Source organism: Paenalicyclobacillus cellulosilyticus (genome assembly GCF_014647315.1).
GTDB lineage: Bacteria > Bacillota > Bacilli > Alicyclobacillales > Alicyclobacillaceae > Alicyclobacillus_J > Alicyclobacillus_J cellulosilyticus.
This window is the reverse complement of sequence record NZ_BMOY01000033.1, coordinates 1-15839: the sequence shown is the minus strand read 5'-3', so window position 1 is coordinate 15839 and position 15839 is coordinate 1. Positions and strand designations below refer to the sequence as shown.

General features: G+C 57.4%; 20 protein-coding genes. 4 read left to right on the top strand and 16 right to left on the bottom strand.

The features are described from left to right. Nucleotides 1-26 precede the first annotated feature (26 nt). Complete coding sequence (locus tag IEX97_RS10105) at nucleotides 27-980, top strand: ATP-dependent DNA ligase (RefSeq protein WP_229776793.1); 954 nt, start codon at nucleotides 27-29, stop codon at nucleotides 978-980. 18 nt (nucleotides 981-998) lie between these two features. On the opposite strand, the gene ku is transcribed toward IEX97_RS10105, so the two are convergent. The 4 genes from ku to IEX97_RS10085 all read right to left on the bottom strand — a co-directional run bounded on the left by ku (nucleotide 999) and on the right by IEX97_RS10085 (nucleotide 4803). Next, a complete protein-coding gene (gene ku, locus IEX97_RS10100; RefSeq protein ID WP_188882788.1) occupies nucleotides 999-1823 on the bottom strand; it encodes a non-homologous end joining protein Ku in 825 nt (274 codons plus the stop codon). An 81-nt stretch (nucleotides 1824-1904) separates the two neighbouring features. Then, nucleotides 1905-2981, bottom strand: coding sequence for an NHL repeat-containing protein (locus IEX97_RS10095; RefSeq protein ID WP_188882787.1), 1077 nt, complete (start codon nucleotides 2979-2981; stop codon nucleotides 1905-1907). Beyond that, nucleotides 2978-4315: a Kelch repeat-containing protein gene (locus IEX97_RS10090; protein WP_188882785.1), complete on the bottom strand. Its 1338-nt coding sequence runs from the start codon at nucleotides 4313-4315 to the stop codon at nucleotides 2978-2980. Before IEX97_RS10090 ends, IEX97_RS10095 begins: the two co-directional genes overlap by 4 nt. Further along, nucleotides 4312-4803 (bottom strand): DUF2231 domain-containing protein, encoded by a 492-nt coding sequence (locus tag IEX97_RS10085; protein WP_188882783.1) that lies wholly within the window; start codon nucleotides 4801-4803, stop codon nucleotides 4312-4314. The genes IEX97_RS10090 and IEX97_RS10085 overlap by 4 nt, the downstream gene beginning before the upstream one ends. A gap of 206 nt (nucleotides 4804-5009) precedes the next feature. On the opposite strand from IEX97_RS10085, the gene IEX97_RS10080 reads away from it, so the two are divergent. Next, a complete protein-coding gene (locus IEX97_RS10080; protein ID WP_188882781.1) occupies nucleotides 5010-5462 on the top strand; it encodes a response regulator transcription factor in 453 nt (150 codons plus the stop codon). A gap of 8 nt (nucleotides 5463-5470) precedes the next feature. Then, a complete protein-coding gene (locus IEX97_RS10075) occupies nucleotides 5471-6796 on the top strand; it encodes a sensor histidine kinase (protein ID WP_188882779.1) in 1326 nt (441 codons plus the stop codon). Here IEX97_RS10075 and IEX97_RS10070 read toward each other — a convergent pair. The 10 genes from IEX97_RS10070 to IEX97_RS10025 form a co-directional block, all read right to left on the bottom strand. Then, nucleotides 6711-7841: an MBL fold metallo-hydrolase gene (locus IEX97_RS10070; protein WP_188882778.1), complete on the bottom strand. Its 1131-nt coding sequence runs from the start codon at nucleotides 7839-7841 to the stop codon at nucleotides 6711-6713. The two genes, IEX97_RS10075 and IEX97_RS10070, sit on opposite strands and share 86 nt — an antisense overlap. A gap of 95 nt (nucleotides 7842-7936) precedes the next feature. Then, nucleotides 7937-8512 carry a sulfurtransferase TusA family protein gene (locus IEX97_RS10065; protein ID WP_188882776.1) on the bottom strand — a complete coding sequence of 192 codons (576 nt, stop codon included), beginning with the start codon at nucleotides 8510-8512 and terminating at the stop codon, nucleotides 7937-7939. Between the two features lie 13 nt (nucleotides 8513-8525). Continuing rightward, entirely contained in the window at nucleotides 8526-9305 is a 780-nt protein-coding gene (locus IEX97_RS10060; RefSeq protein WP_188882774.1) for a sulfite exporter TauE/SafE family protein, read from the bottom strand. Between the two features lie 110 nt (nucleotides 9306-9415). Further along, a complete protein-coding gene (locus IEX97_RS10055) occupies nucleotides 9416-9811 on the bottom strand; it encodes a DsrE/DsrF/DrsH-like family protein (RefSeq protein WP_188882772.1) in 396 nt (131 codons plus the stop codon). A gap of 185 nt (nucleotides 9812-9996) precedes the next feature. Further along, entirely contained in the window at nucleotides 9997-10314 is a 318-nt protein-coding gene (locus IEX97_RS10050; protein ID WP_373289436.1) for a rhodanese-like domain-containing protein, read from the bottom strand. Between the two features lie 337 nt (nucleotides 10315-10651). Further along, nucleotides 10652-10864, bottom strand: coding sequence for a hypothetical protein (locus IEX97_RS10045; RefSeq protein WP_188882771.1), 213 nt, complete (start codon nucleotides 10862-10864; stop codon nucleotides 10652-10654). A 444-nt stretch (nucleotides 10865-11308) separates the two neighbouring features. After that, nucleotides 11309-11590: a contact-dependent growth inhibition system immunity protein gene (locus IEX97_RS10040; RefSeq protein WP_229776797.1), complete on the bottom strand. Its 282-nt coding sequence runs from the start codon at nucleotides 11588-11590 to the stop codon at nucleotides 11309-11311. A 344-nt stretch (nucleotides 11591-11934) separates the two neighbouring features. Further along, entirely contained in the window at nucleotides 11935-12321 is a 387-nt protein-coding gene (locus tag IEX97_RS10035) for a hypothetical protein (RefSeq protein WP_229776791.1), read from the bottom strand. A gap of 141 nt (nucleotides 12322-12462) precedes the next feature. Further along, a complete protein-coding gene (locus tag IEX97_RS10030; RefSeq protein ID WP_188882765.1) occupies nucleotides 12463-12744 on the bottom strand; it encodes a contact-dependent growth inhibition system immunity protein in 282 nt (93 codons plus the stop codon). Nucleotides 12745-12757: 13 nt separating this feature from the next. Continuing rightward, nucleotides 12758-13819, bottom strand: a complete 1062-nt coding sequence (locus IEX97_RS10025; RefSeq protein ID WP_188882764.1) for an RNase A-like domain-containing protein — start codon at nucleotides 13817-13819, stop codon at nucleotides 12758-12760. A gap of 222 nt (nucleotides 13820-14041) precedes the next feature. Between IEX97_RS10025 and IEX97_RS10020 the strand changes: the two genes are divergently transcribed. After that, on the top strand, nucleotides 14042-14314 hold the full coding sequence (locus tag IEX97_RS10020; protein ID WP_188882762.1) for a YhjD family protein: 273 nt from the start codon (nucleotides 14042-14044) through the stop codon (nucleotides 14312-14314). A gap of 530 nt (nucleotides 14315-14844) precedes the next feature. Here IEX97_RS10020 and tnpA read toward each other — a convergent pair. Next, complete coding sequence (gene tnpA, locus IEX97_RS10015) at nucleotides 14845-15093, bottom strand: IS66 family insertion sequence element accessory protein TnpA (RefSeq protein WP_229776790.1); 249 nt, start codon at nucleotides 15091-15093, stop codon at nucleotides 14845-14847. Between the two features lie 214 nt (nucleotides 15094-15307). After that, nucleotides 15308-15839 (bottom strand): NUDIX domain-containing protein (locus IEX97_RS10010; protein ID WP_188882760.1); only part of this gene is annotated, 532 nt, incomplete at its 5' end.

Sequence of the window (15839 nt, the reverse complement as noted above, 5' to 3'; positions counted from 1 at the left end):
CGTCAGCCAGGACGGAGGGATGTGCGTTGCAGCCGATTGTGCCATTTGAACCCATCCGCACCGAGACGTTTCCCGAGGGACCAAACTGGGTGGCGCAGGTCAAATGGGACGGCGTCCGCATCCTCGCCTACTTGGAAGACGGACAATCCAGCCTGTTCAACCGGCGACGTCACGAACGGACGCTGCAATACCCCGAGATCCACGACGTCACCGCGTACGTCCGGGCGAAGTCGGTCGTCTTGGACGGAGAAGTCGTGGCCTTCGCGGCGGGCCGGCCTTCGTTTTACCAGGTGATGCGGCGGGATAGCGTGCAACGGCGCGATCGCGCACTGACGCGGATGCGAGAAGTCCCTGTCTGCTACATGGTCTTCGACATCCTCTACCGGGACGGTCGATGGCTGACCGACGAACCTCTGGCCGTGCGCCAACAACTCCTCGCGCAGACGCTGGCGCCTCATCCCAACGTCTGGATGGTGGAAAACGAAACGGATGCAAAGGCGCTGTTTCGGGCGGTATGTGCAGAGCACATGGAAGGGATTGTCCTCAAGGACCTGACCAGCCGCTATCTGCCTGGGGGTAAGGACGGGCGCTGGCGAAAGAAAAAGTGTTACCGGGACAGGCTGGCGGTGGTGGGCGGCTGCACCCTGCGCAGCGAGCGACGCGCTGTCTCGGCGTGGCTCGGCCTGTACGACGGCCAAGGACGGCTGTGGTACATCGGACAGGCAGGGACGGGCCGGCTGACCGAACACGGATGGTCCGCGCTGACGCAAGCCGTTCTGGCCTGGCCGCGTCACACATCCCCGTTTTGCAACCTCACCCAGGCACCTGGCGTCCTCTGGGTGGAACCACGGATCGTGGTCCGCGTGGCCTATACCGAATGGGCGCCTGGCCATACCCTGCGCCAAGCCAGCATCCAGGCGCAGGTGCCGGTATCCCCGCTGCAGTGCCGGTTGCAGCCGGATGACCCCATGCCGGTTTGAGCCGGAAACCGGGAGGCGTCACGACGTCTTCTTGCGCCGCGCCTGTTTCTTCACAGGCGCTGTGGGTTCAGACGCCCGTTGGGCCAAACGGATGCTTTCCTTTAAAGCCTGCATCAGATCAATCACGTTTTCCGAAGGCTCGGCGGCGCGCGCCACGGCGGCCGGGACGTTGGCCGCTTTGCGCGCAATGAGATCCATCAGCGCCACGCGCCGCTCATCTTTGTACTTCTCCGGCTGAAAAGGGGCAGCGAGTTGTTGGATGAGCGTGACGGCCATTTGCAACTCCTGGTCCTGGAGATCCGCCGCGGGTACCGCCGGCAGCTGTTCCACCGGGCGAACCTCATCCGGCCAGAACAGCGTCTCCATGACGAGCACATCTCGATAGACACGGACACACGCCAGCGTCTCCGCGCTCCGCAGCACCGTCTTCGCCACCGCGATTTTCCCCGTTTCCCGCATCGCCGCGGCGAGCAGCCGGTACGCCTTGGCTCCGCTGCCATCCGGAGACATGTAATACGTGCGGTCGAAATAAATGGGATCGATGTCCGGAAGCTGCACGAAATCCAGGATGTCAATCGTACGCGACCGCGGTGCGTCGAGCTGGCGCAGTTCATCTTCTTCCAGCACCACGAACTCATTGGGGCGGATTTCGAAACCGCGCACCACCTCATCCCATTCGACCGGCCGGCCGCAGGCCGGACAGGTGCGCGTGTATTGGATGGGTGTCTTGCATGCCCGGTGCAGGTACCTGAACTTCACGTCCTTCGCCTCGGTGGCGGCGTGCAGCCGCACCGGGATGTGCACCAGGCCAAAACTGACCGCGCCCTTCCATACCGTATGCATGCTCGTCCTCCCCCGTCCACGAAGCGTCACCGCTTTCCGTAGTGTGGACGCGGACGGCGGTTCGCATGTGGCCAAGCAGGACTAGCGCGCTCTGCCGAGCTGAACATCCGCCGGCATCAGGTCCATGCCGTCCGGGATGTTGAGATACCCAGGTGCCGCTCCCGGCACGCCGGTATGCCCGTACTGCCACACGATGCGATTGCGCCGCGGATCGATGACCACGACGCGGTCGTTGTAATCGTCGTTCACCGCGATGTTTCCGTTCGGCAGCGGCAGGGCCAGCGACGGGTGCGACAACTCGCCGCTGCCCGCAGTCCGGTAGTACTCCCAGACGACCTTACCCTGCCGGTTGACCATCTCCACCCGCCCCGGGGTGTTGTAGTCGACCGTCAACAGGTCGCCATTGGGCATCATCTGGGTGTCGGACGGGTACGCGACGTCGGGGAAGTGCACCGTGTACAGGACGTGCCCGTGTTTGTCCAGCACATCCGCATAGCTGCCGCCAATTTCGGTGACAATCATCCCGCCGCCAGGCAAGGGAGTATCTCCGTTCGGAGACGCGAACGAGACGGGCGGGTTATGACGGCGCAAGCCGGTGGTGCCGTACTGCTTGACAACCCGGTTCGTCCGCGGATCGATGAACAGGATGCGCTGGTTGCGGATGTCGGCGACCGTCACCAATCCGCTTGGCAACATGTACGCGTCATCCGGGGTATGCAGGTACCCGGGCGCGCTGCCGGGCACGCCGGGATGGCCGTACGACCAGACGACCTTTTTCGTCGCGATGTCGACCACGGCGATGGCGTGATCGTCCTCTTCGTTCACAATGATGTGTTTGTGATCGGGTGTGAAAAACGCGTCGTCCGGACCCAGCGAGTTGACACCCCGCGGCCCGCCCAGGTTGGCGAAGCTCATCTGCCAGATGATCCGCTTGTCCGGCGTGACGATGAGAATCCGGTCGTTGCCGCGGTCCGCGATGAGCAGATCACCGGGCAGGGGCGATCCCGCCTGCACAGACCGGGCGGTGTGGAACGCCTGCCTCTGTGCGGCACCGGCGGCCGTACCATGTGCTGACAAGGGGGAAGCGACGCAAAGTGCCGCCGTCGCCGCCAACGCGGAAGCGGCCACCCTGATGTTCTTGGCCCAAGCTGTCTTCATGCGGTTCCTCCTTCTGCTCCCGCGCGCCCAGTGACCTCGACGCGGTAGAGATACGGATTCATGCTATGGCCGGTCCACCCGCCGACAAGCACGCCCAGGACGCCCCACTGGGCATACCCCATGTCGGCGAGCGGCACCGGCAACTCGCCCACACGGCGGGTGCTGCCGTCGCTCAGGCGCACGGCCCAGATGACGCGCGACGGGTTGCCGTCGGCCGCCACGCCCCCGGCCACGATGAGAAAATCATGCCAAGTGAACGCGGCCGCCTTGGCGAGCGCCACCGGCAGGCGAGCGATGATGCGGGGACGGGTGCCGGATCGCCAAGCGAAGACGGCTGTGCTCGGTGCACCGGACGGGGTGAGTCCGCCCGCCCACAGCACCTCTTGGCCGCCGGCGGCAAGCGCGGTGTAGCGAAGCCCCACGGGCATCTGGAACATGGCGTGGCTGGCGAGGCGCCCATGCGGTGTGACGAAGTACCAGCGGGCGGTGGTGTTGAACACGCGGCCGTCGTAGCCTCCGAGCACGAGGAAGCCTGCCTGCCCGTCTTGCGTCCACGGCACCGCGGACGCGTCCGACAACGGACGCGGGAGTGCGGGCAGCCGGGACACCCTGCCGGCATGGATGCGATACACGTCGGCCACCGGCGCCGCCTGCCCGCCGCCGAGCACGTACACATCGCCGCCGGCGATCCCGGCGGCTGCATCGTGGGTGGGTTGGGGCAGCGCCGCAATCTGCAGCACGCCTGTCTCCCCACGCTCGGCAGCCCCCGCCACGCCCCCGCGCCGTGCCGCTGCGCCTGGCGCGCGGCCCGCCGTGCCGCCCGACCCTGCCGCCGGGAAGGGCAGCATGAAGACGCTCTGCGTAAAATACCCCCCTGTATATCCTCCGACCGCGATCACGCCGCCCGACCACGCCACGCAGGCGATGCCCTCCTTGCCCACCGGCAGGGAAGCGCCGCGCGCCACCGCGACATGCGGCCAAGTCTCCGCGGCGCCAGCCGGCGCACCGATCCACCGCCAGCCTCCCGGGGTCTTTGCATGTGTTGCCGCGCTGACCCTGCGCGCTTCTCCACCCATCCACCGGGCTGATCCGGTGACCGCGTTCGCCTGCCGGGACGGCAGGTTGTCCGGATCGGCGGCCGTCGGGACGAGCCAGCGGCCGACGGCAAGCCCCACCGCCCACAGCAGCACGCCGCCCACGAGAACATTGGGCAGCCAAGTGCGGTAGGTCGCCTCGTCAACCCGCCGATAGGAAAGCAGGAAATACACGCCTGCCGCGGCACACTCCACGGCCATCAACGTCATGAGCGGCAAATAGGGAAACCATGCCTTCACCACGCCGTCTCCCTGCCTTGGGTTTGCGCCTGCACGGGATGCACCGTGTGTACGCCGAGCCCATGGTCGTACACCATGTCACCACCAAGGTAACCGGCGATGGATACGGTCACCACCGCCGCCACCGTGAGGAGAAACGCCAACCATGATATACGACCGCTTCTCCTTTGCGCAAACCATTGAACGATTGCCGCGAGCACCAGGAGGACACCGGTCAACTCGCCGTACTGCTTGTGGTGGTGCAACATGCTTTCGATCTTGTAAGGCACCTGGACATACGATTCGCTGACGACCCCGGCCAACCCTGCCGCCAAGGTCGCCAAAATCCCGAGCCACAGCAACACCCAAAACGCTTGCGCCCAGGTTCTTTCCTTCCTGCGGATGAGCCCCGCAAATCCTGCCAGCGCGGCGAGGTAAGTGATCGCGATGGTAAAATGGACGACCATGGGATGAATGGTGGGTGGAAAAAGGTGTACCAACGCGTTCATCTGGTTCCCCTTCCGTCGGTTACAGCCCGTGCACGCTTGTGAGGAAGCGTAACAACCCAAGTTCAAAGCCGCTTCAAAATCTTCTCTGCGTCCCGCCGCAACTGGCAGGACCTCCGGCCGTGGACTATACTCATAGACAGTCCGTCCAGGGTAACTCGTCCCTTCACTTTGGACCTGACATCCCGCAAGAAGCAGGTGAGCGTGCGATGCGCATCCTCATCGTGGAAGATGAGCCTGGCTTGGCGCATGCGCTGTGTGAATTGTTCCGGATTCGTCACCACCACGCGGACAGGGTGGCGACCGCCTTCGCTGCGATGGAAGCCGCGCTGTCGAACGCGTACGACTGCATCATCCTCGACGTCCGCCTCCCCGACGATTCCGGCTTCCAAGTGGTGAAGGACCTGCGCGAAGCCGGATGTGCCACGCCCATCCTCATGCTCACCGTGCAGAACGAACCTGCGGACCGGGTGCGGGGGCTCCATGCAGGCGCGGACGATTATCTGGGCAAACCGTTCGACCCCGAAGAACTCATGGCCCGCATCCACGCCCTCATTCGCCGTACTTCCACCCAGCGCGATCCCGACGAACTCCGACACGGCCGCGCGGTGCTGCACCGCCCGCGGCCAGGGCTACACCCTGGGGCCGCCGGCGTGAGGTGAAGAGACGCGTGTTCCGCCGGATCTACGCCCACGTTGTCTGGATGATGATGGCGACAAGCATCTGTCTCCTCGGCGCCGTCGGTGTCGCCGTGTATGGTCAAGCGCGCTGGTTGGAGATCCGCGCCGGTGAGAAGGTCCTGGAGGAAGCGGTGCCCGAGATCCGCGAGGCCCTGCCGAAGCACACCCCCTCGCAGCTTCGGCAGCCTGTCACGGTCCGGTTGGCGGACGACAGCGAGCCGAACGTGTTTTTCTACGTGACGCGCAGCGGCCATGCGGTGGTCGCATCGGATCGCCGGCCTGTCCCGTTGTCCGTTCTGCAGCAGGCCATCGCCCGCCCCGGGTTTGCCACGTTTGCCTACAAGGGGGCTTCTTACCGCGCATTCCGGACGGAGGTGGCAAGGGGTGGCACCGTGTTCGGCACCGCGTGGGTGTACGCGAAAATTGACGACGAAGAGGCGGGATTGCGCCGCCTCGCCCATGTGATCCTCGACGTGGGCGGGGTGGCGGTCCTTGCGTCTGCGGCCGTCAACCTCTGGTTGGCCGCACGCGCCATCCGCCCTGCCCGCGCCACGTGGCAAGCATACCAGGAGAGCGTCACCACGCTGTCCCACGAACTGCAAACCCCGCTTGCCACCCTGCAGGCACTCATCCTTGCCCCTGGCATCGACGAACACACCCGCCAGGCGCTGCGGCGCGAGATCGATCACGCCTCGTCCATGGTGCGCGACATCCTCTACCTGTCCCGCCTGCATCCGTCGCTCCCGGCCGCCGACCCGGAGCCGGTCGCGGTTTCGGACGTAACGGAGGAGATGGCCGCCCGCTTCACCGAACTGGCAAAGGCGCGCGGTTTAGCGTTCGCAGGGAGCGCCGAGCCGGGACTCTACGTGCGCACCACACCCGAGACCTGGATGCGGCTGGTCAGCACGCTGCTCAAGAACGTGATCGATCACGCGGCACCGCACACGGATGCCCGTTGGACGTTGCACGCCCAAGGTGACATGGTGGTGTTTGAAACCAGGAACCTGGCCTCTTCGCCCGGCGCCATACCTGGGCCGGCGCTTGACCGAGGGGCAACGCGAAGCGTGGACAGGACGGAGAGAGAAGCGGTGCGCGGACAGGATGCCGCGCACCGGGGCTTTGGCCTGCGCGTCGTCGACCGGCTGGTCAAGGCGATGGCAGGCAAGTGGTCGATGACGCGGGAAGGGGATGTCGTGGTGGTCACCGTGCAGGTGCCACGTCTGTCTCCCTTCATGCGTGATGCACCGCGCACCGATTGGGCCCGATTTCCAATTCGCTTGCTCTTTCCGCGTCGACCGCCACCGCGCCGCGGTTGATTTGGACGATGTCTTCGTAGTTTGGCGGCGTCGCACCCACCGAATTGGCCACGGTCTCCGTAAACACCGCGCGGTCCGCTGTGCGCAGAATCTCATTGCTGCACCGAATGTCGCCGAGCAAGGCACCCACGTACCCGGAGGCGTTGATCTCTTGGATGTCCGAATAATGCGCCGGCAACACCAACACATCGTCCGGCAGCCGCGCAAGGGTACGAAACACCGTTTCGTAAAGGGCTTGCGCCCATTCCCGCGCTTTGCCCCCAAGGTCCGGGCGTCCCAACCCGCCGACGAAGAGGGTGTCGCCTGACAAGAGATAACGCTGGTTGACCAAAAACGACATGCTGCCCGGGGTATGCCCCGGCGTGGGAATGGCCAGCACCTTGACGTCCACATCGCCGACATGAATTTCATCGTGCTGCTCCAACGGTTCATACACCCGGTCGGTGCCCTGCATCTCATTGGATGAGATGTAATACGTGGCTCCGGTCCGCTGTGCCAACTCATGGCCTCCGGAAATGTGATCGGCGTGCAGATGGGTATCCATCACATGCAGCAATTGGGCGCCTTCACGCTCGGCGACGCGCAGATACTCCTCGACGTGACGGCCAGGGTCGACCACCAAGGCCTTTCCTTTGGAAATCACCATATAGGACAGACAACCTTTGGCCACGCGATTGAACTGAATGAGCTTCATGGCCTCGTCCTCGACGACCGTGACAGGCACATAGAATTGACTCCACGCCAGCATGCCGCCGTCCAGTACAAAAACCCGATAACCGCGCGCATCCAGTTGTTCAGCCACCATCATGGCGGCGCCACCCTTGGCGCAGACGACGATGATGTCGGTCGCGTTGGGCAACTGGGTGTAGAGGCGCTCATCTTCATCCAAGAAATCGAAATACGGGATATTGACGGAGCGCAACGTCTTGCCTTCGATTTTCCAGTCCTCGTATTCCTCCGGGTTGCGAACGTCGAGGATGAAGAGCGACTCTCCTTGTTCCATCTTGGCATGCAGTTCAGCCGGTGAGATGGTCTGCACGCTCATCTCTTCTTCACCCCTTTTTTGCCTGCATTGCGTTCCATTTGACGATTGACGAAGGCGATCCGGCCTGACCGCATCCACCGGGACGATGGAAGGGATCAAACCTCCCGTTCCACCGGTCCCGTCCATGCCGACATCCCGGGCACCACGTTTTTCACATGCCGGAAGCCGTGCTCGGAAAGCCACTGGCAGGCCATGTCGCTGCGGTGACCAGTCCGGCAAACCACGTAAACCACCTGTTCCGCATACGGGCGAAGCTCTTCCAAGCGACGTTCGAGTTCCCCAAGCGGGACGGACTTGGCGCCGGGGATATGGCCAAACGCGTACTCCGCCGGTTCCCGGACATCGAGGATGACCGGCTGATTGCCCAGTTCGGCTGCCAATTCCGCGTTCGACACCACATGCGGATGGCGCCTCTCCGGCTTGGCTTCGTCCGGATTCACCTTGCGAATGTAGTGTTTGAACACCTTGCCATCCTCAACCGTTCCGATGAATTGATGCCCGGTGCGATGCGCCCAACTCTTGATGTCGGTCACCGAACCCGGGTCGGTCGCCAAAACTTCCAGCACTTGCCCTGCCTGCAACGCATCCATCGCCTTCTTCGTGCGCACCACCGGCATCGGGCAAGACAATCCCGTGCAATCGATGGTTTTGTCCACCGTCAGGTTCTCCATCGCCGCAGCCTCCTTATCCCAAGATGTCGATCCAGATTTTCAACGCCGTCGCGACCATCAAGAGCGCCAACAGCAAGCGTAAAAACTTGGGTTGCATGCGCCGGCTCAAACGCGCGCCAACAGGCGCAGCCACCATGCTTGCGATCACGACGACCAGCGTCGGCCAGAACGGTACATGCCCGACCCACAGTTTGCCGATGGTCGTCCCGACGGAAGATACGAAGGTGATGGCCATGGACGTGGCAATGGTCACACGGATGGGGACCTTCAAGACCAGCAACATGATAGGAATCAAGATGAATGCGCCCCCCGCGCCGACGATGCCGGATGCCATCCCCACCGCCATGGCGGAGATCACCGCGATGGTCCGGTTGAACGGCCCGCGGGAGTCTCCCCCTTCCGCCACGCTGCGCTTGGGCAGCATCATCATGATGGCGGCGAGCGTCGCCAACACCGCATAGACCATGTTGACCGCGGCACCCGGGATGAATTGGGCGCCGTAACTCCCCGCAAAACTCCCAATCAGGATGGCCGTGCCCATGTACACGAGCAAACCGCGATGGACCATGCGCTCCTTGCGCAACGCCAACAAACCGGAGAGCGTCGAGACGAACACCTGCACGGCGACGATGCCGGATACTTGGTGCGGCGTAAAATGCGCGACGCCCAGCCATGCCGGGATGTACAGCAACATCGGGTAATTGACGATGGCTCCCCCGATACCCAGCATACCGGAAAGCAGAGCACCCACCGCACCAATCAAGCCGAGCGCAACCGCAAGTTCGAGCGTCATCCTGCCCCCTCTTCCTCTCCCAGCCGTCACAGGGGGAAAGCCTGCATCACCCGGTTTCCGATGGCAAAAGCACCAGGGCCCGGCCAACGTGGCATGTGGCAAAAAACGAGTCAGAACGCGAGCGTCACATCCGCATCGTACGCAAAATCAAGGAACGTCGCGGCACCGCCGACTTCTACACCGTCGATGAAATCCTCCTTCTTGAGGTTCATCACGTCCATCGTCATCTGGCAGGCAATCAACTTCACGCCACTTTCTTTCGCCACCTGAAGCAACTCCGCCACGGCAGGCACCTGGGCACGTTGAAAGCCTTCCATGTACGCCTCCATGCCAGGCGGCAAGGTCAGCCGCTTCGCCGCGTCTTTGTGAATGATGTTCAGACCGTCAAAGGTGAAAAACACCCCGACCTCCGCGTCGGTGGCTGCGGCGGTCGTCGCGATGTTGAGCACCTTATACGCCGTATCCAACCCGCCATGGGACGCGATGATCGCAACACGCTTTGCCATGGATGATTCCCTCCCGCCAACTTTTTTTGAATGGAGACTTAGTATGCGACTGGGTTTCGTTTATCAGCGCGATATACCCTATATGGTATATACCATATAGGGTATGTGCATGGCAACGATCCGCACCCCCGCACGTACCTTGTGCACCTTCCACGTGCATCTTTCATATGCATATGCGCTTCAGGTCAATCGACATCCCAGTTCCAGGCATTCATGCCTCCGAGCATGTTCTTCACCTTGCGGAAACCGGACGCCATCAACCATGCACACGCCCACGCGCTGCGCGCCCCACTCCGACAAACCAGGACCGTTTCCACCCGCGGATCGATCTCGTGGACACGCAGCGGCAGTTGCCCAAGCGGAATGTTTTTGGCCCCAGGTATCTTGCCGTACGCAACTTCCTCAGGCTCACGGACGTCGATGACCTGGAGTTTTTCCCCACGGCGCAAACGTGTATACACGTCCAGGGGATGAATGTGGACGACCGTCTCCATCGTGGCCATCATTTCCTCACCTCCATATACCCATATGGGTATGTTACGGGTGATATGTTACTCAGGCGCCGAGTTCATGTCAATCCGGCACGTCCCACAGACGCGTCGCACAGCATACGAAAAATCAAGTTTAAGAAGAGCGTATGGGATCCCCGTATGGTATCCCCCAAAACTTCAAGGACAGGGGATGCACGTGACAGGTGAAAACGGAGAAGGAGGATGAGGATAAGAAAGGAGGAGAAGGAGCCGGTGAGGACGAACAAGTTTGCGGCAGACTGGTTCAAGACTTTGTTATCTGGATGTGTGAAAACTTCCTCACCGGCTGGTACGGGGCATCGGATTCAGCTCAAGACTTGGTGCTCCCGTTCGCATAGGCTTGCATCCAGTTCGTACACACGTTCCACATCTGTTGTCCTTGCGACGACTGACTCATCCAACGCATCATCGACGCCATGGAAGAAACGGGCGACCACTGAAACACGACCCACGGTATGACAAATACCGTCAACAACACCCCCACCGCCAATCCGCCCAACGCCGGCATCCACCACGACTTCATGTTCCATTCCTCCCTGCTTGCGGGATAGGACCGACGCACGCTGGCTCAATCTCAGGGGAGAGCTGGCGCTGTCTTGACCGCGCGCATTCTGAATCCATCCCCCTGATTTGATTCTCCAACTTCCACACAAAACAACCATCCTCCGGAAAGACCATATCCCACGGTCCATTGGGATGGTTGTCGCACGAGGTTGGAAAGTGGCGGCGAAGACCAGCGCGCGATGGCAGGGATCCACGAAACATCAGATGTCGAATTCATCGGGAGAACAGGTGAAAACCGTCGCGCAACATACCATTCGGAAAGGGAGAGTCCCGTGGTCATCCTTGCATGGAAGAACTCCTCAGGTGAGTCGTCGTTCATCACCATGGAGTTGTTTATCTTGTACTGCACCATCCATGTCAGATGATCGGGCCCCTCACCACAGGATGGGGTTTTTATCCATGTTTAATGTCTCACCACGTAATCATACAGCTTTTCTCTTATATGCTTCAGCCATTGAATCGGTTCCATGTCTGGATAATAAACATCAGTACAATATTCAATAAATTTTATTTTGTCTTCGTCAATGTCTGTCGAACCCAAAAACCGATCGATAAGGAGAACCATCTTTTGAATAGCATCTTTATCCATTTCCTTGAATACATCTTTCAGCCCGCTTTCGGTAGACTCAACGTCCATATGCCAATAGCCAACAAGAAAGTCTTTAAGATGATTCAAATTCTCCATAATCAAATTGATAACCTCGCCATATTGCAAGTGTGACCGCATGGCCTCAAATCAAGACTTTCATTAATCCAATTATTTTGCTCACACAATGCTTGTCAGCACATATGGATGCTCATGTTCTTATCCTTCTTCATTCACAACCGTCCATTTAAACATGTCTTTAAAACCATGGAAACACCCGTCACAAATCCAGTAATATTCATCTTCGGTGCAATAACCAACCTGGTCAATATTGTAGAACTTTTCCGTGCAGAAACTGCAATGGTCATGATCCCATTTTTGATTGATTGGAGAATAATGCTTTTTTATAAGCCTCGCTTGAAATAAATAGTCCATTTGATTTGTCAAACGCCAGTGGTTTTCCACTTTTGCGCCTCATCTCGTGATAAAATTGTGAAGTTTACATATTGTGTATCATCGCGTTTAGCTTCATTTTCCAAAACAAGCATTGCTACAGAATTACATTGTTGGACAACATGAGACCAATCCCATTGTTCCTCAAAAACGTTACTGCAATCTAATCCGGTTAACGGCTCAACCACCGGCGTTATCTTGTCGCCTTCAATGTGAAAAAACTCCAATTCCACTACCACAAGTCCTAAACGTGTACAATCGTTCACGAAGTTCATCGCCATCGATAATGGCAAATATAACTCATTTCCGGATCGAATGGAGAAATCATAATATTTTTCAAAAAGTTTTCGTTTCACATTTAGTCCATCCTTCTTCATTCAACACCATCCAAAATCATGAGAGGACTCATCGCAAATCTAGTAATCAAAGCAATAACCAACCTGCTCGATAATGTACAATTTCCCGACAGATACTATGGTCATAATATATTAGCGATGATGTATTAGACGATGCTTGAACTATAGCTTATCTACATATTTTTTTAGTTCCGTGCATATAATCCTCAGCCATTCCAGCGGTTGCAATGGATAGTACATATCAGTCCATTCTCTTATAAGGGTTGACTTTTCTTGGTCATCGAGGTCTTCTCTGTTTAAAAAATTATCTATGATGTCAACCATCTCCTCGATTGCAGAAGTATTCATCTCACGATAAACGTCTTGAAGGCCGCTTTCCGTCGATTCTGTATCCATATGCCAATATGATCCTATAAATCCACCTAATTTATTGAAATCGTCCATTAAATATCACCTCTTATTTGATAGGATATGATGTTATAATGAATGGACCATTCCCATCGTTGTGTTTAGCAACAACTACTTTTGATTTGGTTTGATCTGAGATAACATTAGATGCATATTCATTGCCTCGGCCAATAACTCTACCATGGTCATAAACAAATGTCTCACGCATTTGCTTCGGATTATCCATGAAATCTTTCACTTTATCGGAATTCATGTGTAGATTTTCGTTTACTGCCTGTTGGGCTATACTTTCATCCAAATACGATGAATATGGTTTATTTCCCCTTGCTGCTGATGCTGCTAATATTTCCTCCTCAGATTTACCCACATGATCTCGTAATGTATGACCCCCTCTTGCCTCATTCGTACGTAAATCTGTATCCACCCCGTGAACAACTATTCCTTTTACGCTACGTGCTGATGCATCATCATTAGAAGAAGAGAACAATTCCACTGTATCTTGATACAGGTTACTCACCGACTTCCCAGCACTCGCTGCACCATGCGCCGCCACCGCTGCGCCTGCACTCGCCACGGCCGCTCCTGCCGGAACAGCCACTTCAACCGCCACACCACCCGTTGCCACCGTTCCCGCCGCCGCGATCACACCGCCTCCAACAATCATCGAAGCGCCCTCAAAAATCTGCACTGCACCGGAAACCGACGTGACCACATCACCCAATGCTTTGCCTGCCTCATACGCTTTAGTTCTCGGCTCGTTCCCCGTTTCATGAACGATGCCCAAACTCTCATTCTCAGCCACCCGTTCCGCCGCGCCTTGGATGAACTGCAACGCATCCTTGCCCCATGACGCAATGGTTTGCTCCACCTTTTGCACTAAAGACGTTCCACCAACAGAAGCACGGCTTGCCGCAGCCGCCCTTGCAGCTTCGCTGATATGCAACGTGTCACCGTGCGCGGACACCGCGGTGACAGACGACACATGGGCAGCTTGTGTTTCAGACGAAGAACTTGATGCTTTTTTCGTACTCGACGCAGGCGTTATCGAACCGTGAACGTTGCCTGACGCAGTGTGCGCGGTCGTGTTCGGCTTGATAGCCGCAACTGCCATCCGCCATTCCCCCTTCCAACTTAGTAAGATACTCTAAGGGGAATCTTAGAAAAAGAGATTAGAACATACAACGCAAAATTGTAAGTTTCTTTCATTTTGTCTGTGCCATCCGTGATAAACATAACCAGATTACCACCACGAAGTGATGTGTAATCTGGTGGCATTCTCCAACATTCACAGTGATCTGTGCCGGTACATCGTATACTGTGCGATGAAGAACATATGTTCCGAGATAAAGTCGTGCATACCTCTCCCATCCTCCGCGAACTCCTCGTCCTGGAACACATCGAACGCCAACTGCATCGCCGGCGCCGCGAACTCAAGCAACAACTCGCGGCCGCCGGCGTGCGTGTTGTCGAGCGCGAAGACACCGACATCGACACGATGATCCGCTACGTCGAGCGCGGCTGGGAGCGGCAAGCCGTGTACATGCGCCCAATGCTCGACGCGGAGGCGGAAGGGCGGTTGCGGAAGGTGGGGTTGGGGCGGCGGTAAGCAAGGCATGACATGAACATCAGGCAAGTGTGATCTGCCCGCTGGCACGAAACTCCGCGATGCGCTCTTACCGCTGCTTGCGCAACTCTGTTTTGGACATCCATAAGACACCCCTTGGCGTCGTTTGCGACCATTATCCGAGTTCAAATGCCTCAAGAAGAGGTGTGTAGGATTTTACGGTAACTTCCATTCAAAGTACCTTAGGTTAAAATTTGCATAAAGTAAAGTAAACCTAAAAATAGTATAACAGTTAATACAGTGAATTGAGCAACGTTTCTAGCGTAGTTAATCTCTCTTTTTGCAAATTTGGTTAATAGAAATGTAACCAAGTGAATAATTAATTTTCCAAACAAAATTAACACGAGATAGATAGCTATCAAATGAAATACCTTATTCATTTGAATACCTCTCAACAGACTGGTGACGTGGAAATTTTGATCAATTACTCCACCAGCCCATGTTCTGTCCGACGTTGTTACGTAAACGTTAAATCCCGCCCACCTTGCATTCCCTCCACGGCTGCACCAAACTCATGCATGACGAACAACCCCGCCGGGGAGCCGGCGGGACAGTGTCGGGATGAAACGCGGCTCAGCATGATCACGTTGACGGCCGTCGTGGTCGGTGTCCGCCTTAAACTTGCCGACCCAATACCACAGCTGGTGTTCCTTGACCTGATGCGCAGCACACCACGCTGCGCCGGTTAACCCGCTGGCCCGGAAGTCCGCCACGCGGGCACGCCAAAGCTTACGAAGTGCTTCCAACTCGGCTTTTGTCACGGTGATCCCTCCATGACTGGATTCTGGAGGGGATCATCTCGCATAAGACGGACTGACGCCAGGTGTGCGCTATTTGACGCTCACCACAGAACCGATACTTGCGCCAAGCCCCGCAGGGATGCGGGGCTAAAGTGCGTGTGGTACAAACTTGGACCTACAAACCAGCGTTACATCAAGAATACTGTCAAACTTGAGATTTAGGAGAAAGAGTGCATCATTTACCGTATCCTAGATAGACCGGCACATTAATCTTCCCTTTAGCAAGCTTCAACAATTCTTCACGCATCTCTAAAGGATAAATACGGAAATTCACAATGCCTGATATTGGCAGCCACTCAATCCCGATCTGATTTCCATCAGGGACTTCACTAATAATGTTTGTGATTTTTCCGCGAGGGAAGCATTCAAAAATAAATTCAATTTGATGAACGTCTTTCTCTTCATCAATCCACTCATGAACGAAGATCAGTTCCCCAATATTTACTTCGATTCCTAGCTCTTCAAGACATTCGCGTTGAAGACTCTTGAGGAGTGGTTCCCCCTTTCTCTGTCCACCCCCGGGTAGTGCGTAGAATATAGTCTCGTTATCTGCATATTTCACAGCAAGGATATGATCGTTTTGAATTAATAAAGCCCTTGCAGCGGTTCTGATCAATTCCATATCCCATCCCATTAGTGTTTTAGCCATCTCTAAATGGCTGAAAGCTGACGTTATTGCCTGTCCGAAAATTGCTGAGTAAAATGAC